This window comes from Neobacillus sp. 204 (assembly GCF_046562815.1).
Lineage (GTDB): Bacteria > Bacillota > Bacilli > Bacillales > Cytobacillaceae > Neobacillus.
In genome coordinates, this window is the sequence record NZ_JBJORY010000007.1 from 150,353 (window position 1) to 173,226 (window position 22,874).

General features: G+C 38.0%; 22 protein-coding genes. 1 reads left to right on the top strand and 21 read right to left on the bottom strand.

Annotated features, from left to right (window positions below):
- Positions 1-480 precede the first annotated feature (480 nt).
- The 15 genes from ACJ004_RS16005 to ACJ004_RS16075 all read right to left on the bottom strand — a co-directional run bounded on the left by ACJ004_RS16005 (position 481) and on the right by ACJ004_RS16075 (position 13,854).
- A complete protein-coding gene (locus tag ACJ004_RS16005) occupies positions 481-1,557 on the bottom strand; it encodes a copper resistance D family protein (protein ID WP_410894099.1) in 1,077 nt (358 codons plus the stop codon).
- 2 nt (positions 1,558-1,559) lie between these two features.
- Positions 1,560-2,126: a copper resistance CopC family protein gene (locus ACJ004_RS16010; protein WP_410894100.1), complete on the bottom strand. Its 567-nt coding sequence runs from the start codon at positions 2,124-2,126 to the stop codon at positions 1,560-1,562.
- Between the two features lie 47 nt (positions 2,127-2,173).
- Positions 2,174-4,309, bottom strand: coding sequence for a heavy metal translocating P-type ATPase (locus ACJ004_RS16015; RefSeq protein ID WP_410894102.1), 2,136 nt, complete (start codon positions 4,307-4,309; stop codon positions 2,174-2,176).
- Positions 4,302-4,670 (bottom strand): ArsR/SmtB family transcription factor, encoded by a 369-nt coding sequence (locus ACJ004_RS16020; RefSeq protein ID WP_410894103.1) that lies wholly within the window; start codon positions 4,668-4,670, stop codon positions 4,302-4,304. The genes ACJ004_RS16015 and ACJ004_RS16020 overlap by 8 nt, the downstream gene beginning before the upstream one ends.
- Positions 4,671-4,902: 232 nt before the next feature.
- Positions 4,903-5,604 (bottom strand): DUF4352 domain-containing protein, encoded by a 702-nt coding sequence (locus ACJ004_RS16025; protein ID WP_410894104.1) that lies wholly within the window; start codon positions 5,602-5,604, stop codon positions 4,903-4,905.
- Between the two features lie 123 nt (positions 5,605-5,727).
- On the bottom strand, positions 5,728-7,095 hold the full coding sequence (locus tag ACJ004_RS16030; RefSeq protein WP_410894105.1) for an alkaline phosphatase family protein: 1,368 nt from the start codon (positions 7,093-7,095) through the stop codon (positions 5,728-5,730).
- A 205-nt stretch (positions 7,096-7,300) separates the two neighbouring features.
- A complete protein-coding gene (locus tag ACJ004_RS16035; RefSeq protein WP_410894106.1) occupies positions 7,301-7,471 on the bottom strand; it encodes a hypothetical protein in 171 nt (56 codons plus the stop codon).
- Positions 7,472-7,640: 169 nt separating this feature from the next.
- On the bottom strand, positions 7,641-8,087 hold the full coding sequence (locus tag ACJ004_RS16040; protein WP_410894107.1) for a protein-tyrosine phosphatase family protein: 447 nt from the start codon (positions 8,085-8,087) through the stop codon (positions 7,641-7,643).
- 19 nt (positions 8,088-8,106) lie between these two features.
- Complete coding sequence (arsA, locus tag ACJ004_RS16045) at positions 8,107-9,900, bottom strand: arsenical pump-driving ATPase (protein WP_410894108.1); 1,794 nt, start codon at positions 9,898-9,900, stop codon at positions 8,107-8,109.
- 16 nt (positions 9,901-9,916) lie between these two features.
- Positions 9,917-10,282, bottom strand: coding sequence for an arsenite efflux transporter metallochaperone ArsD (arsD, locus tag ACJ004_RS16050; RefSeq protein ID WP_410894110.1), 366 nt, complete (start codon positions 10,280-10,282; stop codon positions 9,917-9,919).
- 99 nt (positions 10,283-10,381) lie between these two features.
- On the bottom strand, positions 10,382-10,804 hold the full coding sequence (arsC, locus tag ACJ004_RS16055; protein WP_410894111.1) for an arsenate reductase (thioredoxin): 423 nt from the start codon (positions 10,802-10,804) through the stop codon (positions 10,382-10,384).
- A 14-nt stretch (positions 10,805-10,818) separates the two neighbouring features.
- Positions 10,819-11,460 (bottom strand): MIP/aquaporin family protein, encoded by a 642-nt coding sequence (locus ACJ004_RS16060; RefSeq protein ID WP_410894112.1) that lies wholly within the window; start codon positions 11,458-11,460, stop codon positions 10,819-10,821.
- Positions 11,461-11,491: 31 nt separating this feature from the next.
- A complete protein-coding gene (locus tag ACJ004_RS16065; protein ID WP_410894113.1) occupies positions 11,492-11,839 on the bottom strand; it encodes an ArsR/SmtB family transcription factor in 348 nt (115 codons plus the stop codon).
- Positions 11,840-12,128: 289 nt separating this feature from the next.
- Positions 12,129-12,932 (bottom strand): prohibitin family protein, encoded by an 804-nt coding sequence (locus tag ACJ004_RS16070; RefSeq protein WP_410894114.1) that lies wholly within the window; start codon positions 12,930-12,932, stop codon positions 12,129-12,131.
- A 139-nt stretch (positions 12,933-13,071) separates the two neighbouring features.
- Complete coding sequence (locus tag ACJ004_RS16075; RefSeq protein WP_410894115.1) at positions 13,072-13,854, bottom strand: phytanoyl-CoA dioxygenase family protein; 783 nt, start codon at positions 13,852-13,854, stop codon at positions 13,072-13,074.
- A 119-nt stretch (positions 13,855-13,973) separates the two neighbouring features.
- Between ACJ004_RS16075 and ACJ004_RS16080 the strand changes: the two genes are divergently transcribed.
- The gene (locus tag ACJ004_RS16080) at positions 13,974-14,864 is read left to right on the top strand and encodes an AraC family transcriptional regulator (RefSeq protein WP_410894116.1); all 891 of its coding nucleotides are present in this window, start codon (positions 13,974-13,976) and stop codon (positions 14,862-14,864) included.
- 162 nt (positions 14,865-15,026) lie between these two features.
- Here the strand turns inward: ACJ004_RS16080 and manA are convergent, their stop codons facing one another.
- The 6 genes from manA to ACJ004_RS16110 all read right to left on the bottom strand — a co-directional run bounded on the left by manA (position 15,027) and on the right by ACJ004_RS16110 (position 22,868).
- Entirely contained in the window at positions 15,027-15,974 is a 948-nt protein-coding gene (manA, locus tag ACJ004_RS16085) for a mannose-6-phosphate isomerase, class I (protein WP_410894323.1), read from the bottom strand.
- Positions 15,975-15,994: 20 nt separating this feature from the next.
- Positions 15,995-16,867, bottom strand: coding sequence for an ROK family protein (locus ACJ004_RS16090; RefSeq protein ID WP_410894117.1), 873 nt, complete (start codon positions 16,865-16,867; stop codon positions 15,995-15,997).
- Positions 16,868-16,892: 25 nt separating this feature from the next.
- The gene (locus tag ACJ004_RS16095) at positions 16,893-18,122 is read right to left on the bottom strand and encodes an MFS transporter (RefSeq protein WP_410894118.1); all 1,230 of its coding nucleotides are present in this window, start codon (positions 18,120-18,122) and stop codon (positions 16,893-16,895) included.
- Positions 18,123-18,176: 54 nt separating this feature from the next.
- Entirely contained in the window at positions 18,177-19,169 is a 993-nt protein-coding gene (locus tag ACJ004_RS16100) for a zinc-dependent alcohol dehydrogenase family protein (RefSeq protein ID WP_410894119.1), read from the bottom strand.
- Positions 19,166-21,688 (bottom strand): beta-mannosidase, encoded by a 2,523-nt coding sequence (locus tag ACJ004_RS16105; RefSeq protein ID WP_410894120.1) that lies wholly within the window; start codon positions 21,686-21,688, stop codon positions 19,166-19,168. Before ACJ004_RS16105 ends, ACJ004_RS16100 begins: the two co-directional genes overlap by 4 nt.
- 115 nt (positions 21,689-21,803) lie before the next feature.
- Positions 21,804-22,868: a BtaManbiosPhlase gene (locus ACJ004_RS16110; RefSeq protein WP_410894122.1), complete on the bottom strand. Its 1,065-nt coding sequence runs from the start codon at positions 22,866-22,868 to the stop codon at positions 21,804-21,806.
- Positions 22,869-22,874 lie beyond the last annotated feature (6 nt).

Consider the following 22,874-nt stretch of genomic DNA (forward strand, 5'->3'; position numbering starts at 1 on the left):
AATACAATTCTTCTGTAAGATGCCCTTTTTGGAGCTTAAACAATAACTCTTGAAGTGACAATAAAAAAGTAGCCAATATTATGGCTACCCTCTTATATATTCCTGTATTAATTTATTCTAATAATTTCAAATTGTATTTTTGTGATAAAACCCACCAGCAATAGTCTAAAATCATATTTAAGCTTTCATTTTTTCGGTTTTGTATCCACACGATTTACATCCTGCTGCGACATGAAAAAGCTCAATAAGCCTGATAGGAGTGCCCCTCCCAAGGTTATCATTATACGCAATTGAAGAGGTATGTCTGAATGATTCTTGCCTAGTATCCATGTCGCCAAAACCGCTACAATTACCATAGTGGGTATGACGATTTTGAATCGTTTCATGATGTCACATCCTTTATTCGATCTCATGATATTTTAACATCGATTAGTATTTTTTTGTTTTTATTACATGTTCAGAATTTATATGTTTAAAAATTTAAATGGACAAAGAAAACATCAAACCCATATATAAAACAATGATAAAAGTCACTCCAAATGCTACTGCTAATATAGGTCTTTTCTGTTTAAAACTGAACAAAATCATTAACAAAAATAGTATTGAAACTATGACTAACAATAGCGATTGGAATGAAGGGGCTAAATGAATTTGTAAGGTTGAAAGGATATTTTTCCCCCGTAACCATTCCACCCACTTGGATGCACCCTCCGACTTCACGGTAAATTCGACTTCATGTGGTGGGGATAATGTTCCCATCACAGCAGTGAAATAAAAAACAATAAATAAAATAATGCTTTCTCCTCTTATCCATGGTTTAGGATTGAATGAAGAAATCTTTAACGATTTTCTTGAAAGTACACCATTTATAAAGGCAAAAACTAAGACAGGGATTATACTAATATGCTTTAAAAGCAGCATTTGACCATAAGGCAACGCCCAAGCCTTTACATAGTCTTTTGGTTCAACCAAAAATAACATCAGATAGATACCACTGAAAAGAATGATGATTAAACATAAAACTGCTAATGGAGTAAACCACCGTAAAAATTTAGACCAATTTGTCTCCTCTTTTGAGAACCATGCAACATGAATCAGAATACCTGTCCATAATGTAACTATTAAAAAATGAGTGCTATGAGACCATAAACCTGCCCAAAATGACAGTGAAGCCACGTGGCTAGAATAACCAACAGCCAATATCATTAATAACAGTAAAATGGCTTGTATATATTTTGAGCCATTTAGCAAAACCGTAAGATATAAACAAGTGGCTATTAATCCTATAAAGATCCAAGCTCTGCCAACTTGAAAGTCTAACAAAACAGATTTCGTTGCTAGCGCAAAACCAATACTACCCTGAAAATAGGAAACGGTTTGAACAATGGGTCCTAACGAAAAGATAATGATTCCAAGAGTAGAAAGCAGTAAAACTGGTTTCGGAATATTAATTTTAGGCTTTTTTGCTTCAGGGACAAATTGTAGAGCTACATGTCCAACAAGGATGGAATACAATAAATAATTTCCGAATTCTGCAATAGGTATTATGAATCCCATATTTAACGCTGCCTCCTAAATAAGAGGATTAGACCAATGATTAAAATTACGGCTACCACTAAAATAATAATGGTCGGCATATTATTAGATGTGGTATTTGCTGATTCACTACTAGTTTGTTCCTGTTTAGTATTCTCTTTTTTAGGTTCTTCTTTTTTGGGAGTAACTGGCTGTTTTGTTTCAGCCTTTGGTTCCTCCTTAACTTCCTTTTGTACATTGAATGGAATTTCACCTGTTATGGGGTGACCATCCTCACCAGCGATACTCCACTTAATCGTATAAGAGCCATTTTCTAACGGTGCTGATATTGTACCTATTAGTTTATTTTCTTTTGGAGTCACACCAACAAAAGGGACTTGCTTTCCATTTTTCACTAAAGTCATGGAACTTAAGGATTCAATCTTACCCTCATATGTAAGGACAATTTCTTTAAGGTCCACTTTCACCATTTGATTTGTAGCAGGATTCGATGAAGTTAATTCCGTATGTGCGCTGGCAACTGTCGGAATCATCACCAAAATGCAAATTAGTAAAAAAAGTAATTTTTTCATATTCCAACTATTATTCAAATTAGTCCCCTCCCACTAAAAGGCTTCCCAAATTGGGAAGCCCGATATTATTTGTCTTTTACTCGGAGAAGTCGTAAACCATTTAATGTAACAATAAGTGTTGCTCCCATGTCTGCAAATATCGCAATCCAAAGGGTTAACCAACCTGGAATCACCAATAACAATGCTACTAGTTTAATTCCCAAAGAAAAAGTGATATTTTGTTTGATGATAAATAAGGCTTTTCTGCTTAGTTTTAACGTAAATGGCAGTTTCCCTAAATCATCAGCCATTAAAGCAATATCAGCTGTTTCGAGAGCCGTATCCGTTCCAGCTCCTCCCATGGCAATACCGACAGTCGATGCAGCAAGAGCTGGTGCGTCATTCACACCGTCCCCAACCATGGCCACCCGGTCGTATTTATTTCTTAATTCTTTAATAAAGGTAAGTTTATCTTGAGGTAAAAGGTCAGCCTGAATATCAGAAACTCCTACCTGCTGGCCAATTGCATTGGCCGTCCCTTTATTATCACCCGTTAACATGATTGTTTTTTGAATACCTATTGAGTGAAGTTTCTGTATAACGGATTTACTGTTTCCTCTCACTTCGTCCGCAACTGCGAGTAGTGCTAATATTCCTGTTTCAGTACCAGCCACCATAACTGTTTTCCCTTTATTTTGCAGTTCTGTTATGATCTCTTTTAGATTCGATGGAATTCCATTCGTTAAGATTTCATCAAATAAATTTGGACTGCCCACATAATAAATATTATCGTTGACTCTTCCTTTGATTCCCTTTCCCGTAATGGAGGAGAAATCTTCAATAGCAAGGTCTTGATAAGTTAAGTTTTCTTGTTCAGCTTTTTTCATTATCGCTGATGCCAAAGGATGCTGAGAACCATTTTCTAAAGCAGCGATAATTGTTAGTAGCTCATTTGAATTTATTTTATCATGAGTAATATAATCCGTTACAACTGGAATTCCTTCCGTTAAGGTTCCTGTTTTGTCAAAGGCAATGGCTTTTATTGCTCCCATCTCTTCTAAATGAATTCCGCCTTTGATTAAAACCCCATTCCTTGCCGCATTTCCTATTGCAGTCACAATCGATACTGGAGTGGAAATAACAAGTGCACATGGACAACCAACCACTAATACAGCTAGACCCTGATAAACCCATTTGCTCCAGTCCCCATCAAATAATAGTGGTGGGAGTACGGCCACCAACAAGGAAATGAACATGATGACAGGTGTATAGTACTTGGCAAATCGATCTACAAATGCTTGAGATGGAGCTCTTTCTGCTTGAGCTTCTTCTACAAGATGAATGATTTTTGCAATAGTGGTATCGTCCACATGTTTGGTAACTTTTACTTCAAGAAGTCCTTCTTCATTTAGTGTTCCAGCGAATACTTCTTCATCAATTGTTTTCGAGACTGGTACAGATTCACCTGTAATCGCAGCTTGATTCACAGCTGATAACCCTTTAACCACGATACCGTCCATAGCGATTTTCTGTCCTGGTTTCACAATTAATATGTCTCCAATCCGAATATCTTCCACATCTACTGTAAATTCTTGATTGCCTCTTCGTATTAAGGCTTCTTTTGGAGAAATATCCATTAAGGAACGAATGGATTGTCTGGCTTTATCCATTGAGTAGGATTCTAGAACCTCACTAATGGCAAACAGGATGACAACCGTTGCTCCTTCTCCCCACTCACCGATAAATGCAGCTCCGATAACGGCTATTGTCATCAAGGTTCTCATATCAAATTCTAGGCGGAAAAGGTTTTTCAATCCCGTTGTAAAAAGGCGATAACCACCCACTAAAATAGCCGCTCCATACGCTAAAATCGATGATATACTGTCTTCGCCATTCATTTGCCCTGCGAACCAACCAATGAGCAAGAAAACAAATGAGGCAATAACCGTTGAATGTTGTTTCAAAAACGGTTCTTTTTTCTCTTCAAATCTTTGTTTCTCAGGAATCACTTTTATATTTTCAAAAGCTCCTGCTTTCTCTAATTCCTCTATTGTTGTTTCACCATAAACCGTAAGTTTAGAAGCACCGAAATTTACACTCGCATTAGCAACACCATCCAGGTGTTGTACGTTCTTTTCGAACTTAGTCGCACAGCCTGCTCAGGTGAATCCTTGTACACGGTAAACGGTTTTTTCATTGGATTTTTCCAAAGCGTTACTCATGAGATTTCACCTCCTTTTGATGCTCAAAGGCAATCTGAATCAATTGTCTTACATGGTCATCATCCAATGAGTAAAAGACTAATTTTCCTTCTTTGCGGTATTTGGCTAATCCCAAATTACGAAGAAGTCGTAAATGATGCGATGCAGTTGCAGTTGTACTACCTACGATGTTCGCTACATCACATACACATAATTCATCTTCTACGCTTAAGGCATAAGCAATTTTAATTCTAGTGTCATCGGATAACGCTTTAAAGATTTGGGAAACAGCTATTGTATTTTGTTTGGAAACAGATTCCTTAACTCGTTTCACTTTTTCATCATCGACACAGGTTACTTCACATACATCTTCATGTTTCATAATGTCACCCCTAACGTTCAAATATCTATTTGAGTATTAGTATATGGAAGTTCATTAAAATGGTCAAATGATTATTTGAATGTTTTGATATAAATATTAATCATTTTGTATAATAGTATTGGGATTAAATCATAGTTCCGCTCTTTTATTAATAAATACAAATATACCATTAGCTTAAACACAAAACATAAAAATGACCTACTCAACATGTGAATAGGTCATTTAGCAATACTTATCGATTTAAATCAATTTTTATTTTTTGTGACTTACCAATTTCCTTGTGGTTTTTATCAAGAACATCGCTAGTTTGAATTTCTACCCATTTTAAATCGGGACTTGATTTTTCAACAATAAAACCAAGTGCTCCTTGCTTTGAACCATTTGGCTCAATTTCTCCACCCAAATACTCTATATAAAAGTCATCTTCGAAGTTTCTTTTCTCACCATTACTTGTATTTAGGTGAGCAATAGGTCCAAAATGAACTGTTTGGTCAGATTTATTGATTAATTCAACTTCCACTTTAATAAAATCAAATTCTTCATATTGTTCCGTATAATAATGAAAATAATCCATTAAGGAATACGTCGGTAAATTGTGAATGAGCTTTACATTCTTGATTTTCATTTCAACTGGTCCAAGTGTAAAGTTTTTATTTAGGGATGCAATCCCTTTTAAGGTCACTGTACCTTTACTATCTTTTATCGTTTGTCCTACATTTAGAAGTTTCGTATCATCGGACACTTGTGGATTTGGGACATAAATATCAGATAAAGATTTGGCTCTATTTTTTTCTTTACTTGTACCATCATTCTTTTTTTCAGACACATGTTCCTGTTTTTTATTTTCTTTCGCAGTGGATTCATCCTTTTGAACAGCATTACAGCCAAACAATACAAAAGACAATACCAGGATGATAGGCGTCAATAATTTCACAAAAATCCCCTTTTCTTGTTGGATAGTATCTTAGTATTTTTTCAAATTAAGCATAAGTTCTTAAAAAAAGTTCCCGTTGAACAAAGAGCCCAACGGGATATTAATATTTTTTATTTATAAAGATTACTTGCCATTTTTTAGAATGTCAAAAATATGCTTCGCTTGGTCAGTATTTTCAATATTTCCAGCAAACAGGTCACTGCCAGGACCGTAAGCATATACGTTAACATCTTCACCAGTATGTCCGCCTGTTGTCCAGCCAGTTACCGAACGTAGGTCAAAGATAGTTTCGATTGCATTATCAATGGTTGTTACATTCTTAGATGCAGCAGCTTTTTTAACAGAATCGATTTCTTGAGCTGTTAATTGTAAATCAATATAGTTTTTAAGAGTTTGTTCTACATCGGCACCTTTGGCGATTTGTTCTGCCATGAAGTCAGGTGTACGTTTTGCTGCTGCAATAGGAGCTCCAAACCAGTTATAATCCCCTCTAGCACCGATAGAATACCCGCCAGTTGAATGGTCTGCTGTTGCTACAACTAGAGTATGCTTGTCTTTTTTAGCAAATTCGATCGCAGCTTTAAATGCTTTTTCAAAGTCTTCCATTTCACTCATAGCTGCAACAATATCGTTATCATGTCCAGCCCAGTCGATTTCGCTTCCTTCTACCATTAAGAAGAAACCATTTTTATTTTGGCTTAGTTTATTCAAAGCTGTTTCAGTCATATCGTTTAATGAAGGCATAGTTGCTTCACGGTCAAGCATTTTTGGCATTCCGCCTGGAGCGAATAAACCTAACATACGAGGGTTGTCGCTTTTTAACATTTCATCTTTATTGGTTACATAAGAATAACCATCTTTTTGAAATTGTTCTGTTAGATTACGGTCTTGACGAACAAAGTTGCTTACACCGCCACCAAGCATAACATCGATTTTATGTCCGCCATTGATCATTTCATCATAATAATCATCAGCAATAGCATTCATGTTTTTACGGCTAACATCATGTGCACCATAAGAAGCAGGTGTCGCGTGTGTAATTTCCGAAGTCGAAACCAATCCAGTTGATTTGCCCTTTTCTTTAGCTGCTTCAAGAACAGTTTTTACAGATGATCCGTCATTATCTACACCAATGGCTGCATTATATGTTTTAACACCTGCAGACATCGCTGTTGCAGCTGCTGCTGAATCCGTAACATTTTGATGTGGATCTTCTGGATATGTTTTTTGTTGTCCTACTAAGTACTTATCAAATTCAGTTAGCTCAACCTCTTTTGTTGAAGGGTTGTCCTTTAAATAACGATAGGCAGAGGTATAGGAAACTCCCATTCCGTCCCCAATTAAGAATATAACATTTTTAATCTCTGCATTGTTTTGTCCTACTTCATTAGCTTTGACGTCATTATTTATGTTACCAAGAAATGTTCCGAATGCTACCGTGGATAAAACTGCTATTGGTAAAATTTTCCTTTTGAGTTTGTTTTTAAACAAAATAATAGCCCCCTTAAATATTAATTAAAACCTAATGTAATTTTCATCAGATTTTAATTTTGGCTTGCTATTAAACTATAAAACAAAATTGTAAATCTATTATTAACACAATGTAAAGAGTCTGTTTTTTATATGCAATTTTTTATTCTAATAAAAAAAAGAGGTGTTAGTCTTTTAACTAACTACCTCTAATGGATGTATTAATTTAACAACAGTTACTTTCATTACCCAATAATACGAGCCCATTAGTATCTTGATTAAAATCAAGTGTTAAGTTATCCGTATATGGCTCAATATCAGGATCGATTGCCACCTGTATTTCATTAATCCTTACTACTTTATCCTTTTCATCTGGCTCATCCAGAGCCAGTCCCACTTGTGGCTGTCCTCAGCCAAATCCTGCAAAATAGACACGAATGTTTTTAGCATCGTTTTCTTGGAGCAATTGCTTCAGGACATCACGAGCTTGATCTGTAATATTCATCTCCCCATCACCTTTCAAAAAATTTACTTACTTATCTTCCTTGGTTTTTTCATTTATTAAATCAGAATGTCTTACCCTCAGTAGAATCAGGAAAAATACGTTGTAACGCTTCCTTCATCTGAGGTTTCACATTAATTTTTGGACGAGCTTCCTTAGCGATTTTTTCCGCTTCTTCAATTGTCTTTGCTTTATCTAATGATAATAGAGTTCCAACTGCAACAGTCCCCGCACGGGTACTTCCTCCACCACAATGGAAATAAATTTTTTTCCCTTCATTATAAGCATTTACAACATGTTCAATCGATTTTTTGATGGATTCATCTTGATGCTCAGCATCATCAACGATTGGAATATGGATACGCTCGAAGCCTGATTTGTTCTCATGTGACTCTGCCCGTAAATCGAAAATCACATCAGCTTTTTCATTTTCCATCATATCCTTCACATCATCTGCTCCACCGAAATAAATCCGATCTTTAATTAATTCGTTATAGTTCTTTGTAGTCATGTTTTTCATCCCCCTTCTATTATAGTTTACTCAAATAATGAGTAGCATGGATATATGTTTTTAATTGATCATACCCTTTATTCTCTTCACTCATTAGAGGAACAATTACACATTTTTCTGCCAATTCAGTTGTCACTTTGTGAATCCAACTGCCTTCTGCCTGTGCTCTTCCTTTTAAAACAGGATCTTTTGTTTCAGTAGCATAAAGACTCTGGTTAATAACCCACCATTTTGGCATTATACCCGCTCGCTTTAAATCATCCTGTAATCGACTAGCTTCTAAAACTGGAGTAGCTTCGGCTAGTGTTACAATGACCACGCTGGTTTCTTTCGGATTCCTTAAACGTGGCAGCAGTGTTTTCAAGCTCTCAGGTATTTCCCCAGATGAACGCGCTAGTTCTTTATGATAAGACTGTGCAGCATCTAAAAGGAGTAATGTATGGCCTGTTGGAGCTGTATCAATCACAACAATTTCATCCTCAGATCTTGCCACAACTTCAGCAAAAGCTCGAAAAACAGCAATTTCCTCCGTGCAAGGTGAGTTTAAATCTTCTTCAATATAGGTAAGTGCTTCTGCATCGAGTTCATCGCTTACTCTTGATAAAACTTCTGCTTTATAAGCCTCAACCTCTTCCTTTGGACTAATTCTACTGATGGTTAATTGATCATTTAGCTCGTTCTTTTGAAAAACAAACTCTAAATGGGCCGCAGGATCTGTTGTGGTTAAATGTACTTTATGACCTTTATCAACCAATCCAACAGCGATGGCTGAGGCCATTGTTGTCTTTCCAACACCACCCTTACCCATGGTAAAAATTACTCTTGTATTATTAACAGAAAAGTCTTCAACCACTTTGTTTAAGCCTGGCAAGGTTATTCTCTTTCCTTCATTCTTTGTTTCTGTTGCTGGCATTGTAAATTGTTTAAACAAATATCGTAGATTTTTAATACCTGTTAAGGAATACGAAACAAACGGCAAGGAATACGTGACAACTTGCTTTAAGTCGTTTGGCATTTGCTTTATGGCATTACGTTGTCTCTTATAAAATGAAGACGAAATTTTGTCTTCAGGCAGATATGATTGCAATAATCCATTTATAATCAGAGCTTGATTTGAAATACCAATCTCTTTTAACTCTTTTGAAGCACGGCTTGCCTCAAGTAAGGACGATTCATCAGGTCTAGCTACAAGAATAAGCGTGGTTTGGGTTGAATCAGAAAGGGCATCCATTGTACTGGAATAGACTTGTTTTTTTTCAGACAACCCAGATAAAGGGCCAAGACAAGAGGCACCATGTGTGTTCTCTTCTAAATAGCCACTCCACGCTGTTGGCAATTGGAGAAGACGCAGTGTATGACCCGTTGGAGCCGTATCAAAAATGATATACTCGTACGCATCAACAACAGCAGGGTCTGCCAGTAAGTTGGTAAATTCATCAAAGGCTGCAATTTCAACTGTACAAGCTCCTGATAACTGTTCCTCCATAGTAGCCACTACTGCATCAGGAAGTTTTCCACGATATGGGCCGATGATTCTTTCTCGGTAGGCCCTTGCTGCCTCTTCAGGATCAAGATTACAAGCATAAAGATTCGGCACATTTTGAATGGCCATCGGTGTATTCGTTAACCCAACTTCCAGTACATCTTGTAAGTTCGAGGCAGGGTCTGTGCTAACAACCAACACTTTTTTTCCCTTGTCTGCTAAAGTGACAGCCGTTGCACAAGCAGTCGAAGTCTTCCCTACTCCACCTTTTCCTGTGAAGAATAAAAATTTGGTGTTCACAATCATTTTTGGATCGAAAGATTGAAACATAATTTTCACTTCTTTCTTATTTCGATGGTTTTAAATCAATTGTTAGACGTGGTTTTGTTTTTTCTGCAAGTTCCTCCGCTTGTACTCCAAACCATTCAGCCAATTCATCATTGGTTGGATAGGCTCCAATTTTAGCTATTTTCCCTTCAACTAAGGTTACTGGGAGTGAATCTGGACCTTTTTCATGAAGGATTTGGTTTACCTCTTTGTTCTCAACAAAAACGGCTGGTTCAAATCCAAGATTATAGCGTTTGATGTCATATCCTTTTTTCTCCAATAGAAAGATAGCAGTTGCCACTCTAGTTAACTCAGGATCTACGCTTGGACCACATACACCTGTAGCACAGCACAATGCTGGGTCAAAAATCTCAACTTTACTCATTTAATTTAACCTCCTAAAGGATTGAACATAAGTATTTACTTATATGGACAAGAAAAATAAAGCCAAGAGTATTTTTACCCTTGGCTATTACATTCTTTCTTACTCACCAGTTTTAGCAAAACGATTAATACGTTCGCCAATTTCGTCACGGACTCGTTGGAAGAATGCCCATTTCTCTTCGTCTGTTCCCTCCGCTTTGGCTGGGTCGTCAAATCCCCAGTGAACTCGTTTTACTTTAGGTGGTGTAATTGGGCACTTATCGGCTGCGTCACCACATAATGTTACCACTAAATCTGCATTGTTTAGAAATTCAGGATCGATAATATCAGAACTATGATTTGAAATATCGATTCCAGCTTCTTTCATTGCTTTAACAGCATTTGGATTCAAACCATGTGCTTCAATCCCAGCACTGCGTACTTCCCACTCGTCACCTAAATGTTTCTTTGCCCAACCTTCTGCCATTTGGCTTCTGCAAGAATTTCCTGTACATAAGAAGTAAAGTTTCTTTTTGTTTTCCATGTTGAATTCCACCTTTATTTTTCGTGTAGTATTTTATAAATAATTGCCGCAAACCCTGCACCTAAAATAGTTGCAACAATATATACCCATAGATGTTGTGTTGTACCCGATACAATTGCTGGACCTATAGATCTTGCTGGATTCATTGAAGCACCACAAATTGGACCTGCGAACATAGCTTCCAATCCTACCGTTGCACCAATGGCAATTCCTGCGAAGGATTTTACCGCTTTACCATGGACCGCAGAACCGAAAATAACCATCATCAAGAAAAAAGTAAGGATAAATTCCAAAATAAACGATTGTGACCATGATCCTCTTGGTAAGGTGGTACCGAGTGTTGCAACGTTTCCAAATAAACATAATAACGTTACACTCGCTGCAATTCCTGCAATTACTTGAATAATAATATAATAAAGTGCTTCTCTCTTCTTTATATCCCCATGAATTAAAAATCCAATGGTAACAGCTGGATTAAAGTGTGCACCAGATAGGTGACCAAACGTGAAAATCAGTGCCATTACGACCAGCCCAAATGTAAGGGCTATGCCTACATGAGTTAAACTTTTAGTAATCGAATCTATTACTACTGCACCCGTTCCAGCAAAAACCAGAAAATAAGTTCCTAAAAATTCGCTGACTAACTTTTTTTTCATTTTGTTCTAATCCCCTTGTTGATTCAATTGCTTAACAACCACAACGAAGTGTAGGATTGTTTTTTTCAATCATTTTGATTTTATCTATTTGGTCAGGTACATGTTCTAAAATATCTTCAATAAGTCCATATAACTCACTTTGTGGATTTAGTGAATAGTAAATCCACTGACCTCTTCTTTCTTCCTTCACCATCCCTGCATCTTTTAATTTGCGAAGATGTTGGCTGATTGATGGCTGACTCATATCAAATACTTCTTGAAATTCACAAACACAACATTCACGTTGTTTTAAAATGCCAATGATGGTTAAGCGTGTTTTATCGCCTAATAATTTTAAAATGGTAGCAGCCTTCTCCAAATCGACTGTTGATTTCAACAAAATTTACACCTCCATATATAATCAAATAATTATTTACTTATACAGAATTCATCTAATAGACCGTTCTATAATTCTTTGTTGTAGTAAAAAAATTATTCCTACTCTTTATGGGTTTATTAATATATAACTATCTGCTTATATATTAAATTAACGGTCAATTGATTTCAACCATTTGAATGTAAAGTTATTGTAAATAGAAAAAGATCGAGAGCCTCAGCTATCAATCTTTTTTTTAATGTACACAATATTGGATTCTACGAGCAATGCTACCCTATCCTAAAGTCCCCGCCTATTTTTTCGAAAGGCCTTCCACATCAATAAATGGCGTTGCTCCGCCGGTGACACTTGGCAGGTGGCCATCCCATTTTTCCAGGGCTTTTTCTTGGACTTCAATTTGCTTTAATTGAATCAGTTCCTCTGTTACCGATTGTTTTTTCAATCTTAAGGCCTCTGCTTCTGCACCAGCTTGTGCGACTTTCTGCTCGGCTTCAATTTTAACCCTGTCTAGATCTCTTTTTGCTCGTAATGCATTCTGTTCAGCGGTTTGCTTCGATTCAATTGCTTTATTGAATTCCTCACTAAAGGCAAATTCTTTGATATTAATATCTTCTAGAATCATATAATACTTTGTTAATTTACCTGCGAGCATATCTTTCACTTTTGCCGATACTTCCGGACGTTTGGAAATTAACTCTTCTGCTGTGTACTGGGCAGTGATTGCCTTTAGTGACTCTGCAATCGCAGGGTCAACGATCCGGGTGCGATAGTCCAAGCCGATTTCTTGATAGAGCTTATTTACCGCTTGTGGATCAGCAGAATAGTTTACGGCTACCATGGCAGTAACCATTTGTAGATCCTTTGATGCCGCTGTCTGCGAACTTTCTTCTTTTTGAACCCGGACTTCAATGGGTTGAACGGTTTGAATAAACGGTATCTTAAAATGAAATCCCTCCGTTAAAATCGTCGGTTTAACTGCCCCTAATTGTAACAGAACTCCTCTATATCCAGAATCCACAGTAGTACCAGAAAAAAAGACAACGACGATAATAACAAGGGCAATAAATCCACTGATTATTGATTTCGTATAGGTCATTCTGATCACTCCCTTCTAGATAACTTTATGAAAATCGTTCTCGATTTATACAGAGTAAAAAAAAAGCGTAAAGATCCTTACCACGGAATCTTTACGCCAGCATGTGTCTGTTTTTATCTAAAATAGTACCATTCCACATCTATTTCACTATTTTTGATGCAAAATCAGCCTGATAGTCACGGAACGTTGGATTTTCTCCACAGACCATCAAGCCTTGCCCCCAGTTTACGTGTACATCGGCAGTCGGTTTATCGGAGGGATCACGATATTGAAATAATACGTTTCTACGCGGCCGGTCACTTCGATTACTATCAGAGCCGTGTATGGTTAAATAATTAAAAAACAGAACGTCGCCTGCTTCGGCAGGGCACGGGGTCCCGATGGAAATCGGATATTCCTTATGATTTAAGTAGTGACGACCTACATGAGGGATTGATCCTTCTTTATGAGATTTTGGTATAACCCTCAGGCATCCATTTTCCAAGTCTGCATCATCTAGATGAACACTGGCAGCCAACATGGTATGACTTTCGTGCGGAAAATACGGATGATCCTGATGCATTGGAAAAGCTGCTCCCTTTTCAGGTGGTTTAACCAGCATTTTAGAGTGATGTAATTGTACATTCGGTCCGATAAGCTTTTGCAAAATTGACACCATATTTGGATGGATAACAGCTCTAGAGAAAGATGCATCATGATAATGAACGTCATGAAATCCTTTTAATACAAGTTTTTTTAACTCATTTGCCGGGATGTACTCCCCTTGCCATGCATGATTTCGATCAAGTCTTGTATTTGCTGCCCGTTGAATAATGTTTTCAACCGCATTTTTCATTTCCTCTACTTCGTCTTTTGTAAAAACACCTTTAACAAGTAAGTATCCATTTTCTTTGTAAAAATCAGCATCATTTAAAGTAATCATGAGATTTTCCCCCTTTAAGATTAATAGTTTACTTGTTATAATTTTAGAAAATTAATTAAATTCAGTCTTTATAGGAATAGGCTACTTTTTTGTCTTTTGAAGACATCGGAGGGATATTTTTGGTACTCCAATCTTGTAAACTCAGTGAAGGAATTTTAAATCAATATGCCCTGCGGCCATTTGGAGAAGAAATTGCCTTTAAGGTGCACTATTGGGGAGTTAACCCGGAGCATTTTAACAACCCGTTACATAGGCATTCATTTTTTGAAGTTTGTTATGTACTAAGTGGAGAAGGCCTTTATAAAGACTTGGATAAAAAATATACATTAAAGAAAGGAACCGTATTTTTATCCCGCCCGAACATTCATCACCAAATTTTAAGTGAGACAGGACTTTTTCTTGTATTTGTTGCTTTCGAGATTTTACATAAAAAGTCAAAGGATGATACCATTAGCATGTTTAATCAACTGGCGAAAACAAATAAGATTTGTGTCAATGTTGCAGATGATTCCCCAACCGCCTTAATTTGGAGGGCATTGGTAGATTATACGTCAAATGGTGGTACCAACGATTTAAACTTAATTAAGAATATGTCACACACACTCTTATTGTCATTTTACTCTATGTTTTCCGAAGCACATCAGAGAAGTCAAAATCAAGAAAAAATGTTTTCAAATACTTCTTCAACACATTTATATCAAGCGAAGCTGTTCATTCGTGATAATTTATCAGAACCATTGAAGCTAGAACATGTCGCCAACTATCTTCACATTTCTAGTCGTCATTTATCAAGGCTCTTTTCCAATGAACTGAGTGAAAGTTTCTCTAATTATATTCGCAAGGAAAGGGTAAAGGAAGCAGCTCGCTTGCTTGAAATGACAAGCATTCCTATTAAAGAGATAGCTGATGTTACTGGCTTTGGATCAGTACATTACTTTACACGCGTATTTACTACGATGATGAACGTTTCACCTGCTATGTATCGCAATGATTACGTGAAAAAGAAATAATAGTCTAATAAAATAAAAGGGTTCCCCAAAAATAAGAGATTTCACTTCACAAAGGTATCCTATGAAATAAAAGAACCACGGGACTAACTTATAAAAAAAACAAAAAGAGTAAAGGCCTTTGCTTAAAAAGGATCTTTACTCCTTTTGCATTCGTTTAACAAATTACGCATGCGAAACAATGATTTCGCATTCTCCATCTAATTCAAACTCTCCAAATCCTGCAGGAATAATAAAATGGGTTCCCTTCTTCAAACCATATTGCTTACCATTATGTAAGAGTGAACCTTCCCCCTTAATAACACTAAAAAGCAAATACTGCTCCTCAAATGAAAATGAGGTTTTCCCATGGATATCCCATTTATAAACAGTGAAAAACTCTGATTCAACAAAAGTCTTAACCCTGGCTTCTTCGTGTTCTATGACCCTCGGTGTGCTTATCGCATTTTGATGCGGAACAGTCGTCACCTCAATCGCTTTTTCTAAATGAAGATCTCGCAAATTTCCTTCGGCATCCCTGCGGTCATAATCATAAACCCGATAAGTGGTATCAGAGCTTTGCTGCGTTTCTAAAACTAGCGTGCCTTCACATAAAGCATGGATGGTTCCACTTGGAACGTAGAAAAAGTCGCCTGGCTTGATTTTGACTCTGCGCAGCAGTTCGTTCCATTTCCCATCATTCATTTGCTCAATTAATTCTTCTTTTGTTTTCGCATTGTGGCCGAAGATCATGTCGGCTCCTTCTTTACAATCGAGGATATACCAACATTCGGTTTTACCAAGATCCCCATTTTCATGAACCTTCGCATAAGAATCCTCTGGATGAACCTGAACGGATAAATCCATATTGGCATCCAAAATTTTTGTTAAAAGCGGAAACACTTCTTCCTTCGGATTTCCAAATAGTTCTGGATGCTTTCGCCATAATTCATCTAAAGCAATACCCGCATAAGGGCCATTTACAATAATAGATGGTCCATTAGGATGTGCTGAAATGGCCCAGCATTCCCCTGTATGATCATTTGGAATATCGTACCCGAATTCATCCTGTAATGCTGTACCACCCCAAATTCTCTCCTTAAAAACTGGTTTTAAAAACAATGGTTGCACAATAATTACCTCCAGCCGTACGTTTATCGTTGATTTTCCTCTTGAAATGCTTGCTGAGCAAGCATGAGCGAGCCAGTAATTCCGGCATTATCCCCTAAACCTGGACTAACAATATAATCGGTTAGCTCAGGCAAAGACACATACTCATTTACAAATTCCTTCAAATACTTATTTAATGACGCAAACACTTGCTTTTGTTTCATAACTCCCCCGCCAAGTATGATTTTTTGGGGCGAAAGTATTAAGATATATTGCATCAAGGCTTGGGCAATATAGTACCCTTCTAGATCCCAAACTTCAATTCTATCAACAAGCTGGTCGCCTTTCGTTCCCCAACGCTCTTCAATGGCTGGACCAGCAGCTAGACCTTCTAAGCAATCTTTATGATAAGGACACTTGCCTTGGAATTTATCATTCGGATGACGTCTCACGAGTATATGTCCCATTTCAGGATGTGACAATCCTTGTAGCAGTTTCCCTTGAACAACGGCTCCTGCTCCAATTCCTGTCCCAACGGTAATATACAAGCAGCTGTTCAATCCTTTCGCTGCGCCAAAAGTGGCCTCACCCAAGGCTGCTGCATTTACATCTGTATTAAACCCAATGGGTACTGAAAATGCATCTCTTAATGTTTGTACAAATGGATAATCCCTCCACCCTAGCTTCGGTGTAGAAGTAATAATACCGTATGTAGCACTTTCCTGATTCACATCAATTGGACCGAACGAACCCACACCAATTGCTTTTACAGGATATTGATTGAAAAACTCAATGACCTTTGACATCGTTTCCGCTGGTACTGTCGTTGGAATCTGAATACGGTCTACAATCCTACCTTTTTCATCCCCAACTGCACAAACAAACTTTGTCCCGCCTGCTTCAATTGCACCTAACATACATAAACCCCTCCAAATAAACTTTCTACATTTCAGTAGAACGAAGCACAGGTTCCTTTTTTGATTTCCTCCAAATGAAATATAAGAATGGGATCATGAGGACATATATAAACGGAAATAGGCTAAATGAGACAGGTAAAAGCTGATCAAAATTAAAGTATTTTCTCATCGCCAAAAACAAAAAGACACCGATAATTCGTCCCACACCGAGTGGAATTTCACGAATAATGATATAATCCAAGCGCTTTTCCTTGTACTCAGGGTCTTTCTCAATCGCCTCATAAATCATCGCACTCATCGAGGTGGTAACCATATTCTGTGCTAATGGTGAGACAATTCCAAAAATAATTAACGAAAGGAGTACAGGAAGAACAGATAATAAAACAGAGCTCAAAAATATACTGATCGAACCAATCGCATAAATCGCTAAACGATATTTCGGATTCGAGAACTTAGCAAGCAGATAGAAGGTAGCAACGGCAACCAACTCAGCAGCCAAATTATAAACTCCTAAATGTAATTCTCCACCAGCTACTTTAAAGGTAATCATTGTAATCAAAAAGGTCCCGTAAACGCCTGATACAATCCCATCAGCAAACATGACCTTATACATCTTCTTCCATTCCTGTGATGGATTCTTAATGACCTCCCAAAAATAACTTTTGGCTGTAACCGGATGTCCCTTCACTTTTAGGGAGGTTAAAAAGGAAATAAAAAAGAAGACACAAGTTCCTATAAAAACGACATAATAACCCAGCATACCTTCTAATTGCGAGATAATGATTCCTGACAAAAGCGGGCCGATAACACCTCCGATGGTAAATAGAATTCCTTGTATATATAAAAATTGATCCCGATTTTTATTGGTTGTTAAATCTAATACCGCTAAATGCATGCCGACATAATAAAGGCTCATCGCCAACCCATTTGAAAATCCTAACAACATGATATGGTCACTTAATGTGTCATGAAAAAGAAGCATAATTAAATAGGTAATCAAATAAAAGACAAATCCTAACCGCATCGTAATCATCGGGCTCGTTTTCCTAGCCAGCCACCCACACAGCCCAAAACAAAAGATGATCGCGATGGACCAATACAAGCTATAATAAGCTAGCAGTGAATAGGTTTTATCCAGTTTCCATAAGAATACACTTTGAAAAACACCTGACAAAACCCCGCCAAAAGAAAATAAGGCATTCATTAATAAATAAAATTTTAATTCCGTAGAAAAAGACTTAAAAATTTGAAACATTCTTTTGTACTCCCTATCGGTAGAGTCGGCCTCAAGGGCCGACAACTCCTGCAACTATTGGTTAATAACCGCTTTTGAAACTTTAAGTTTAGGAAAGTCCGCCATTGCCTCTGGTAGCTCGTCGATCGTAAAACGATGAGAAATAAGAGACCCGACATCCACCACTTTTTTTGAAATAAGTGAAATAGCTTCTTCATGTGTATATGGGTTCACGAAAGATCCTTTTATGGTGAGTTCTTTTGAAAAAATCTCAAATGGCGAAACAGAAATAGCAGTTTCTGGTGCTGCTACCCCAAAAAGTAACACTTGGCCGCCTTTTGCTGCTGATTTTACCGCCAATTCCATACTATCTGCTCTGCCCACACATTCAATCACAACATCTGCTTCTAGGTTGGAAGCATTCATTGGATGGACCACTTCATCAGCCCCCAGCTGGTAAAGAAGCTCTCTTTTATTCTCCGCAGGTTCACTCACAATGATAGAATCAACATTTTGTTGCTTCACCAATTGCAAAAACAATTGACCAATAAAACCGCCGCCAATAATGAGTACCTTACTTAAGGGTGACAACAAAACCTTTTTAAAACCATGTAAAACACAGCCTAATGGTTCCACAAGCGCGGCTTCTTCAAAAGTCATATGGTCTGGGATCTTGTAACAATTGGTATTTGGAACAACACAATACTCCCCCATGCCGCCATCTCTTGTTACTCCTACCGCCTGAAGATGATTACATAAATGAGCCCGGTTGCTGCGGCAATACTCACATGTCCCGCAATAGATGTTCGGATCAATCGAAACACGATCCCCTTTTTGGGGCGTCGATACCTCTGCACCGACTTCCACTACTTCCCCTGCCAATTCATGCCCAAGAACAATCGGAGGATGAACTTCGGCTGAACCCGGATGACCATGATAAATATGTTGATCCGTACCGCATATACCACAGCTTTTCACCTTTACAATGACCTCTTTTGGTGATGGTGAACGATAGTTCCAATCCAAGACCTCTATTTGCTTGGTTGCTTGCAAAACCGCCGCTTTCATTCGAGTTCCTCCTCTGTTTTCACACTATTAATCGCCTTCACTCTTAAGGTATCCCAAGGAACCTCTTTCCCCTCAGCCTGTCCTACCTTAATGGTTCTGCTCTCATTCGGCAGTAAATCAAAGAAATTATCCTCGATTACAAGCTGCTCCATATCCATTTCGATCGTTACCATCCGTGCAACCACATTGGTGGAAACGGTCAACTCATTTCTCTCATGGTCAATCTTGACCTTTAGTTCCGACTCTCCAAATCTCATGTCCTTTTGATCACGGAAATAATAGAAACCTTCCTCGGTTTTATTACTTTTTGAGCGGATGACGATAACAGCTTCTTCTGGCCGCAATCCATTAAGAGCTTCCTGTTCGGAAATAACCTCTACTTCCTGTGAAACATTGGCTGGTACTGAAACGGTCCATTGTTTTGAAAAAACCTTTTCGCCATTCATTTGATATATAGCAAGTTCTATTTCATCCTCATAAGCTTCTAATCTGTCATTTACAACCCAAACCTTCAGCTCTTTTCCAGGCTCATGATCAAGTGTTAACAAGACCGGACTAAAAAACTTTCTTGCATAATGATAGGAAGCTTTAGGCAATAAATAATAATCGATAACAGACCAGCTTGTACCCGGCCAGCAGTCATTTAACTGCCAAAATAACGCACCGCTTGTATGTGGTTTATTGCGCCTGTAATGTTCGATTCCATACTTCAAACCTTCCGCTTGCGTTAACATCGAATAGGTAATGTACTCATCTAAATCCCTTGGAACTCCTGTATAACCTTCCATTAGCAAAATTCCTTTTGGATGATGGATATCTTTATTCCGGTAAGCCATTTCTTCGCTTCCCCAGTAAAATTGGTCCTTCGGGATATTTCGTTCTAATGTATAGCGATTAGAAGAAGCATGCATGCCAAATTCACTAGCAAAGAGTGTCGTATCATTTTTAAAATTTTTAAATGACAGCCCTTCGACACTGTAATTCACCGTTTGCGGCTCGCCAAACGTTCTCGGCTCAATATTCCCGTGCCAAACCTGCCAATTATGCGTGTCTCCCTCTTCCCTTGAGTTATGATCATTTCCACCAAATGGCGAGCTTGGCCAAAACAAACGAGTTGGGTCGAGTTCTTCAAGTAATTCAGGCATTAATTCATGATAGATTTTTTCACCGTAAAAAGGATGAGTGATTTCACCTGATGAAAACAATGCTTCATAGAGCCAATCATTCTCATTGTTTCCACACCAAAGTGCCAAGCAAGGATGATTACGGAGCCGTTTGACGACATGAATGATTTCCTCTTTGACGTTGGCCATAAAGTTCTTATTGTAATCCGGATAGAGCGCACAGGAAAACATGAAATCCTGCCAGACTAAAATGCCAAGCCGATTACACTCGTCATAAAAAACCTCTTTTTCATAGATACCGCCGCCCCAAACACGAAGCATATTCATATTCGCATCTTTGGACATCTTGATTAAGTGCCTGTAACGAGAATCTGGAACGGCTCCGATGAAACTATCGATCGGAATCCAATTTGCCCCTTTAGCAAATACCTTTTCACCATTTAAAACAAAGGTAAAACAATGATTACCCTTTTCATCCTTACGCAGCACCTCAATGGTTCTAATCCCAAAGTCTTCTTGGTGATCATCCACTTTTACATCATCCGCAAGCAATTCAACCTTTAGTTGATAAAGATGAGGCGTGCCAATATCATGCGTCCACCAAAGCTTTGGATTTTCTACTTCGAGTACAGCTTGTGTTTTTTTTCGATCCACCTTCACCTTGGTTGAAAAACTTTCTTCCCCATAGGAAAGGTTTATATCTACCACATAATCTCTATCTTTTCTAAATGAAGCTATTTCCACTTCGACCTCGACAATTGCTTTGTCAGGAGAAATAGATTTTGTTTTAGCAAATACAGAGTCGATTTTAGCAAAAGTCCTCTTTTCTAAATGAACTTCCTTCCAAATCCCTGCAGCAACTAAGCGCGGACCCCAGTCCCAGCCATAATGACTTTGGGCTTTCCTCGTCCAGATTCTTTTTTTGCTAAATCCAGACCAATAATATTGAACCTTGTCTTTCACATGAACATGGACTGGATCAAATTTTACCGCCAAAACATTTTTCCCTTGCTTCAGCTCCCGTGCTACTTCGAAGCTGTGACTAATATACATATTTTCCGTTGAACCCAGCTCCACACCATTTAAATAAACCGTAGCAAATGTATCCAAACCTTCAAAAATCAACTCATAACGATGGTCTTTACTGACATCATCATTGAACTCAAAAGTATTGCGATACCACCAAACCTTCTCCTCTACCCACTGACATTTTAAATCATTGTGTCCGTAAAAAGGATCTTCAATCAGCTTTCGGTCAATCAACGTTGAATGAACATCACCAGGTACTGATGCTGTCATCCAGAAGTAATCAATATATTCAGGAGCAGCGACCTCAAGATCACGTACAGCCCCAACATCAAAATGTTTAATTTTCCAGTTATCATTAATGTTCATAGTAGTCACCTGCCATTGTAAAAATGCTTTCGATCTATCAGTTTTTCTAGCGAAGGTTTAAACATATTAAAAAGGCCAAAATCAGTCTCGCGATTTTGGCACTTATTTTTTCAAGTTATAGATAAGTCAAAGAATCCAGAATTTCTTTTAAGCTTAATTCCGCACAAGCCATGGAGGTGTCTGCCACACCGTAGAACATTTTAACCACATCCCCCTCAACGACAGCACCGCATGAAAAGACTACATTTCCAAAGAACCCTTCCACTTCATAATCTGCTTCAGGCTCTAGAATTGGTTGGTTTGAACGAGCAATCACCTTTGTTGGATTTTCTAAATCTAGGAGAACGGCTCCCATACAATAACGGTGATCCTCAGTTGCACCATGATAAAGCTCCAGCCAGCCTTTTTCTGTCTTAAACGGAACAGCCCCTCCGCCCATACGAGCGCTATCCCACATGCCATCACGTAAACCTAGTAAATGCTTGTGATTCCCCCAATGCAGGAGGTTAGTTGATTCAGCAATCCACATTTCTGGCTCGCCTACACTTTTAGGAACGGGTCGGTGGATAGCGTAATATTTTCCATTTATTTTTTCAGGGAAAATTAACACATCTTTATTTTCAGGTGCAAAAATCATCCCATGATGTTCAGTTGTTACGAAGTCCTTCGTGGAAACCATCGATTCCCCGACGCCTACAGGTGAAACAGCACTAAAATAGATATAATAGGTATCGTCAATTTTAGTAATCCTTGGATCCTCTATTCCAAATGTTTCTAACTCATTAGATGGGTAAACAAACGGTTTCTCATCAATGGTGAAATGATGACCACCATCTTTGCTGCGTGCAATGCGTAAATACGCTAACGATGTTAAATAGTCCCAACTGTGTGTATCTTCGCTTTTTCGAATCACACGAGGATCAGAAAAATCATATGAAGGATCGTCTAAACGGAATTCTATAATCTCAAGTTCGTTTGTTGTAGGATTATAAATAGGCGCTTTAACAATATTCGGGTCTTCACTAATTGGGCGCTCTGCTACACGAAGAAGCATGATAATTTCATTGTTAAAAGTGGTTACGCCTGCATTAAAGGCACCAATGACTTCAAAATCCTCCCGGTGCGGTTTCACATCTGCTGGAGTGACAAGTGGGTTCTCTTCAAATCTATATACATTCATTTTAAA

Coding starts and splice junctions, on each gene's coding strand:
- ACJ004_RS16095 (WP_410894118.1), bottom strand. CDS start 18,122: ATGTTTCAAATTTTTAAGTCTTTTTCTACGGAATTAAAATTTTATTTA.
- ACJ004_RS16005 (WP_410894099.1), bottom strand. CDS start 1,557: ATGGGATTCATAATACCTATTGCAGAATTCGGAAATTATTTATTGTAT.
- arsA (WP_410894108.1), bottom strand. CDS start 9,900: ATGTTTCAATCTTTCGATCCAAAAATGATTGTGAACACCAAATTTTTA.
- arsD (WP_410894110.1), bottom strand. CDS start 10,282: ATGAGTAAAGTTGAGATTTTTGACCCAGCATTGTGCTGTGCTACAGGT.
- arsC (WP_410894111.1), bottom strand. CDS start 10,804: ATGGAAAACAAAAAGAAACTTTACTTCTTATGTACAGGAAATTCTTGC.
- ACJ004_RS16020 (WP_410894103.1), bottom strand. CDS start 4,670: ATGAAACATGAAGATGTATGTGAAGTAACCTGTGTCGATGATGAAAAA.
- ACJ004_RS16070 (WP_410894114.1), bottom strand. CDS start 12,932: ATGACCTATACGAAATCAATAATCAGTGGATTTATTGCCCTTGTTATT.
- ACJ004_RS16090 (WP_410894117.1), bottom strand. CDS start 16,867: ATGTTAGGTGCAATTGAAGCAGGCGGGACAAAGTTTGTTTGTGCAGTT.
- ACJ004_RS16105 (WP_410894120.1), bottom strand. CDS start 21,688: ATGAACATTAATGATAACTGGAAAATTAAACATTTTGATGTTGGGGCT.
- ACJ004_RS16100 (WP_410894119.1), bottom strand. CDS start 19,169: ATGAAAGCGGCGGTTTTGCAAGCAACCAAGCAAATAGAGGTCTTGGAT.
- ACJ004_RS16040 (WP_410894107.1), bottom strand. CDS start 8,087: ATGACTACAAAGAACTATAACGAATTAATTAAAGATCGGATTTATTTC.
- ACJ004_RS16075 (WP_410894115.1), bottom strand. CDS start 13,854: ATGATTACTTTAAATGATGCTGATTTTTACAAAGAAAATGGATACTTA.
- ACJ004_RS16110 (WP_410894122.1), bottom strand. CDS start 22,868: ATGAATGTATATAGATTTGAAGAGAACCCACTTGTCACTCCAGCAGAT.
- ACJ004_RS16060 (WP_410894112.1), bottom strand. CDS start 11,460: ATGAAAAAAAAGTTAGTCAGCGAATTTTTAGGAACTTATTTTCTGGTT.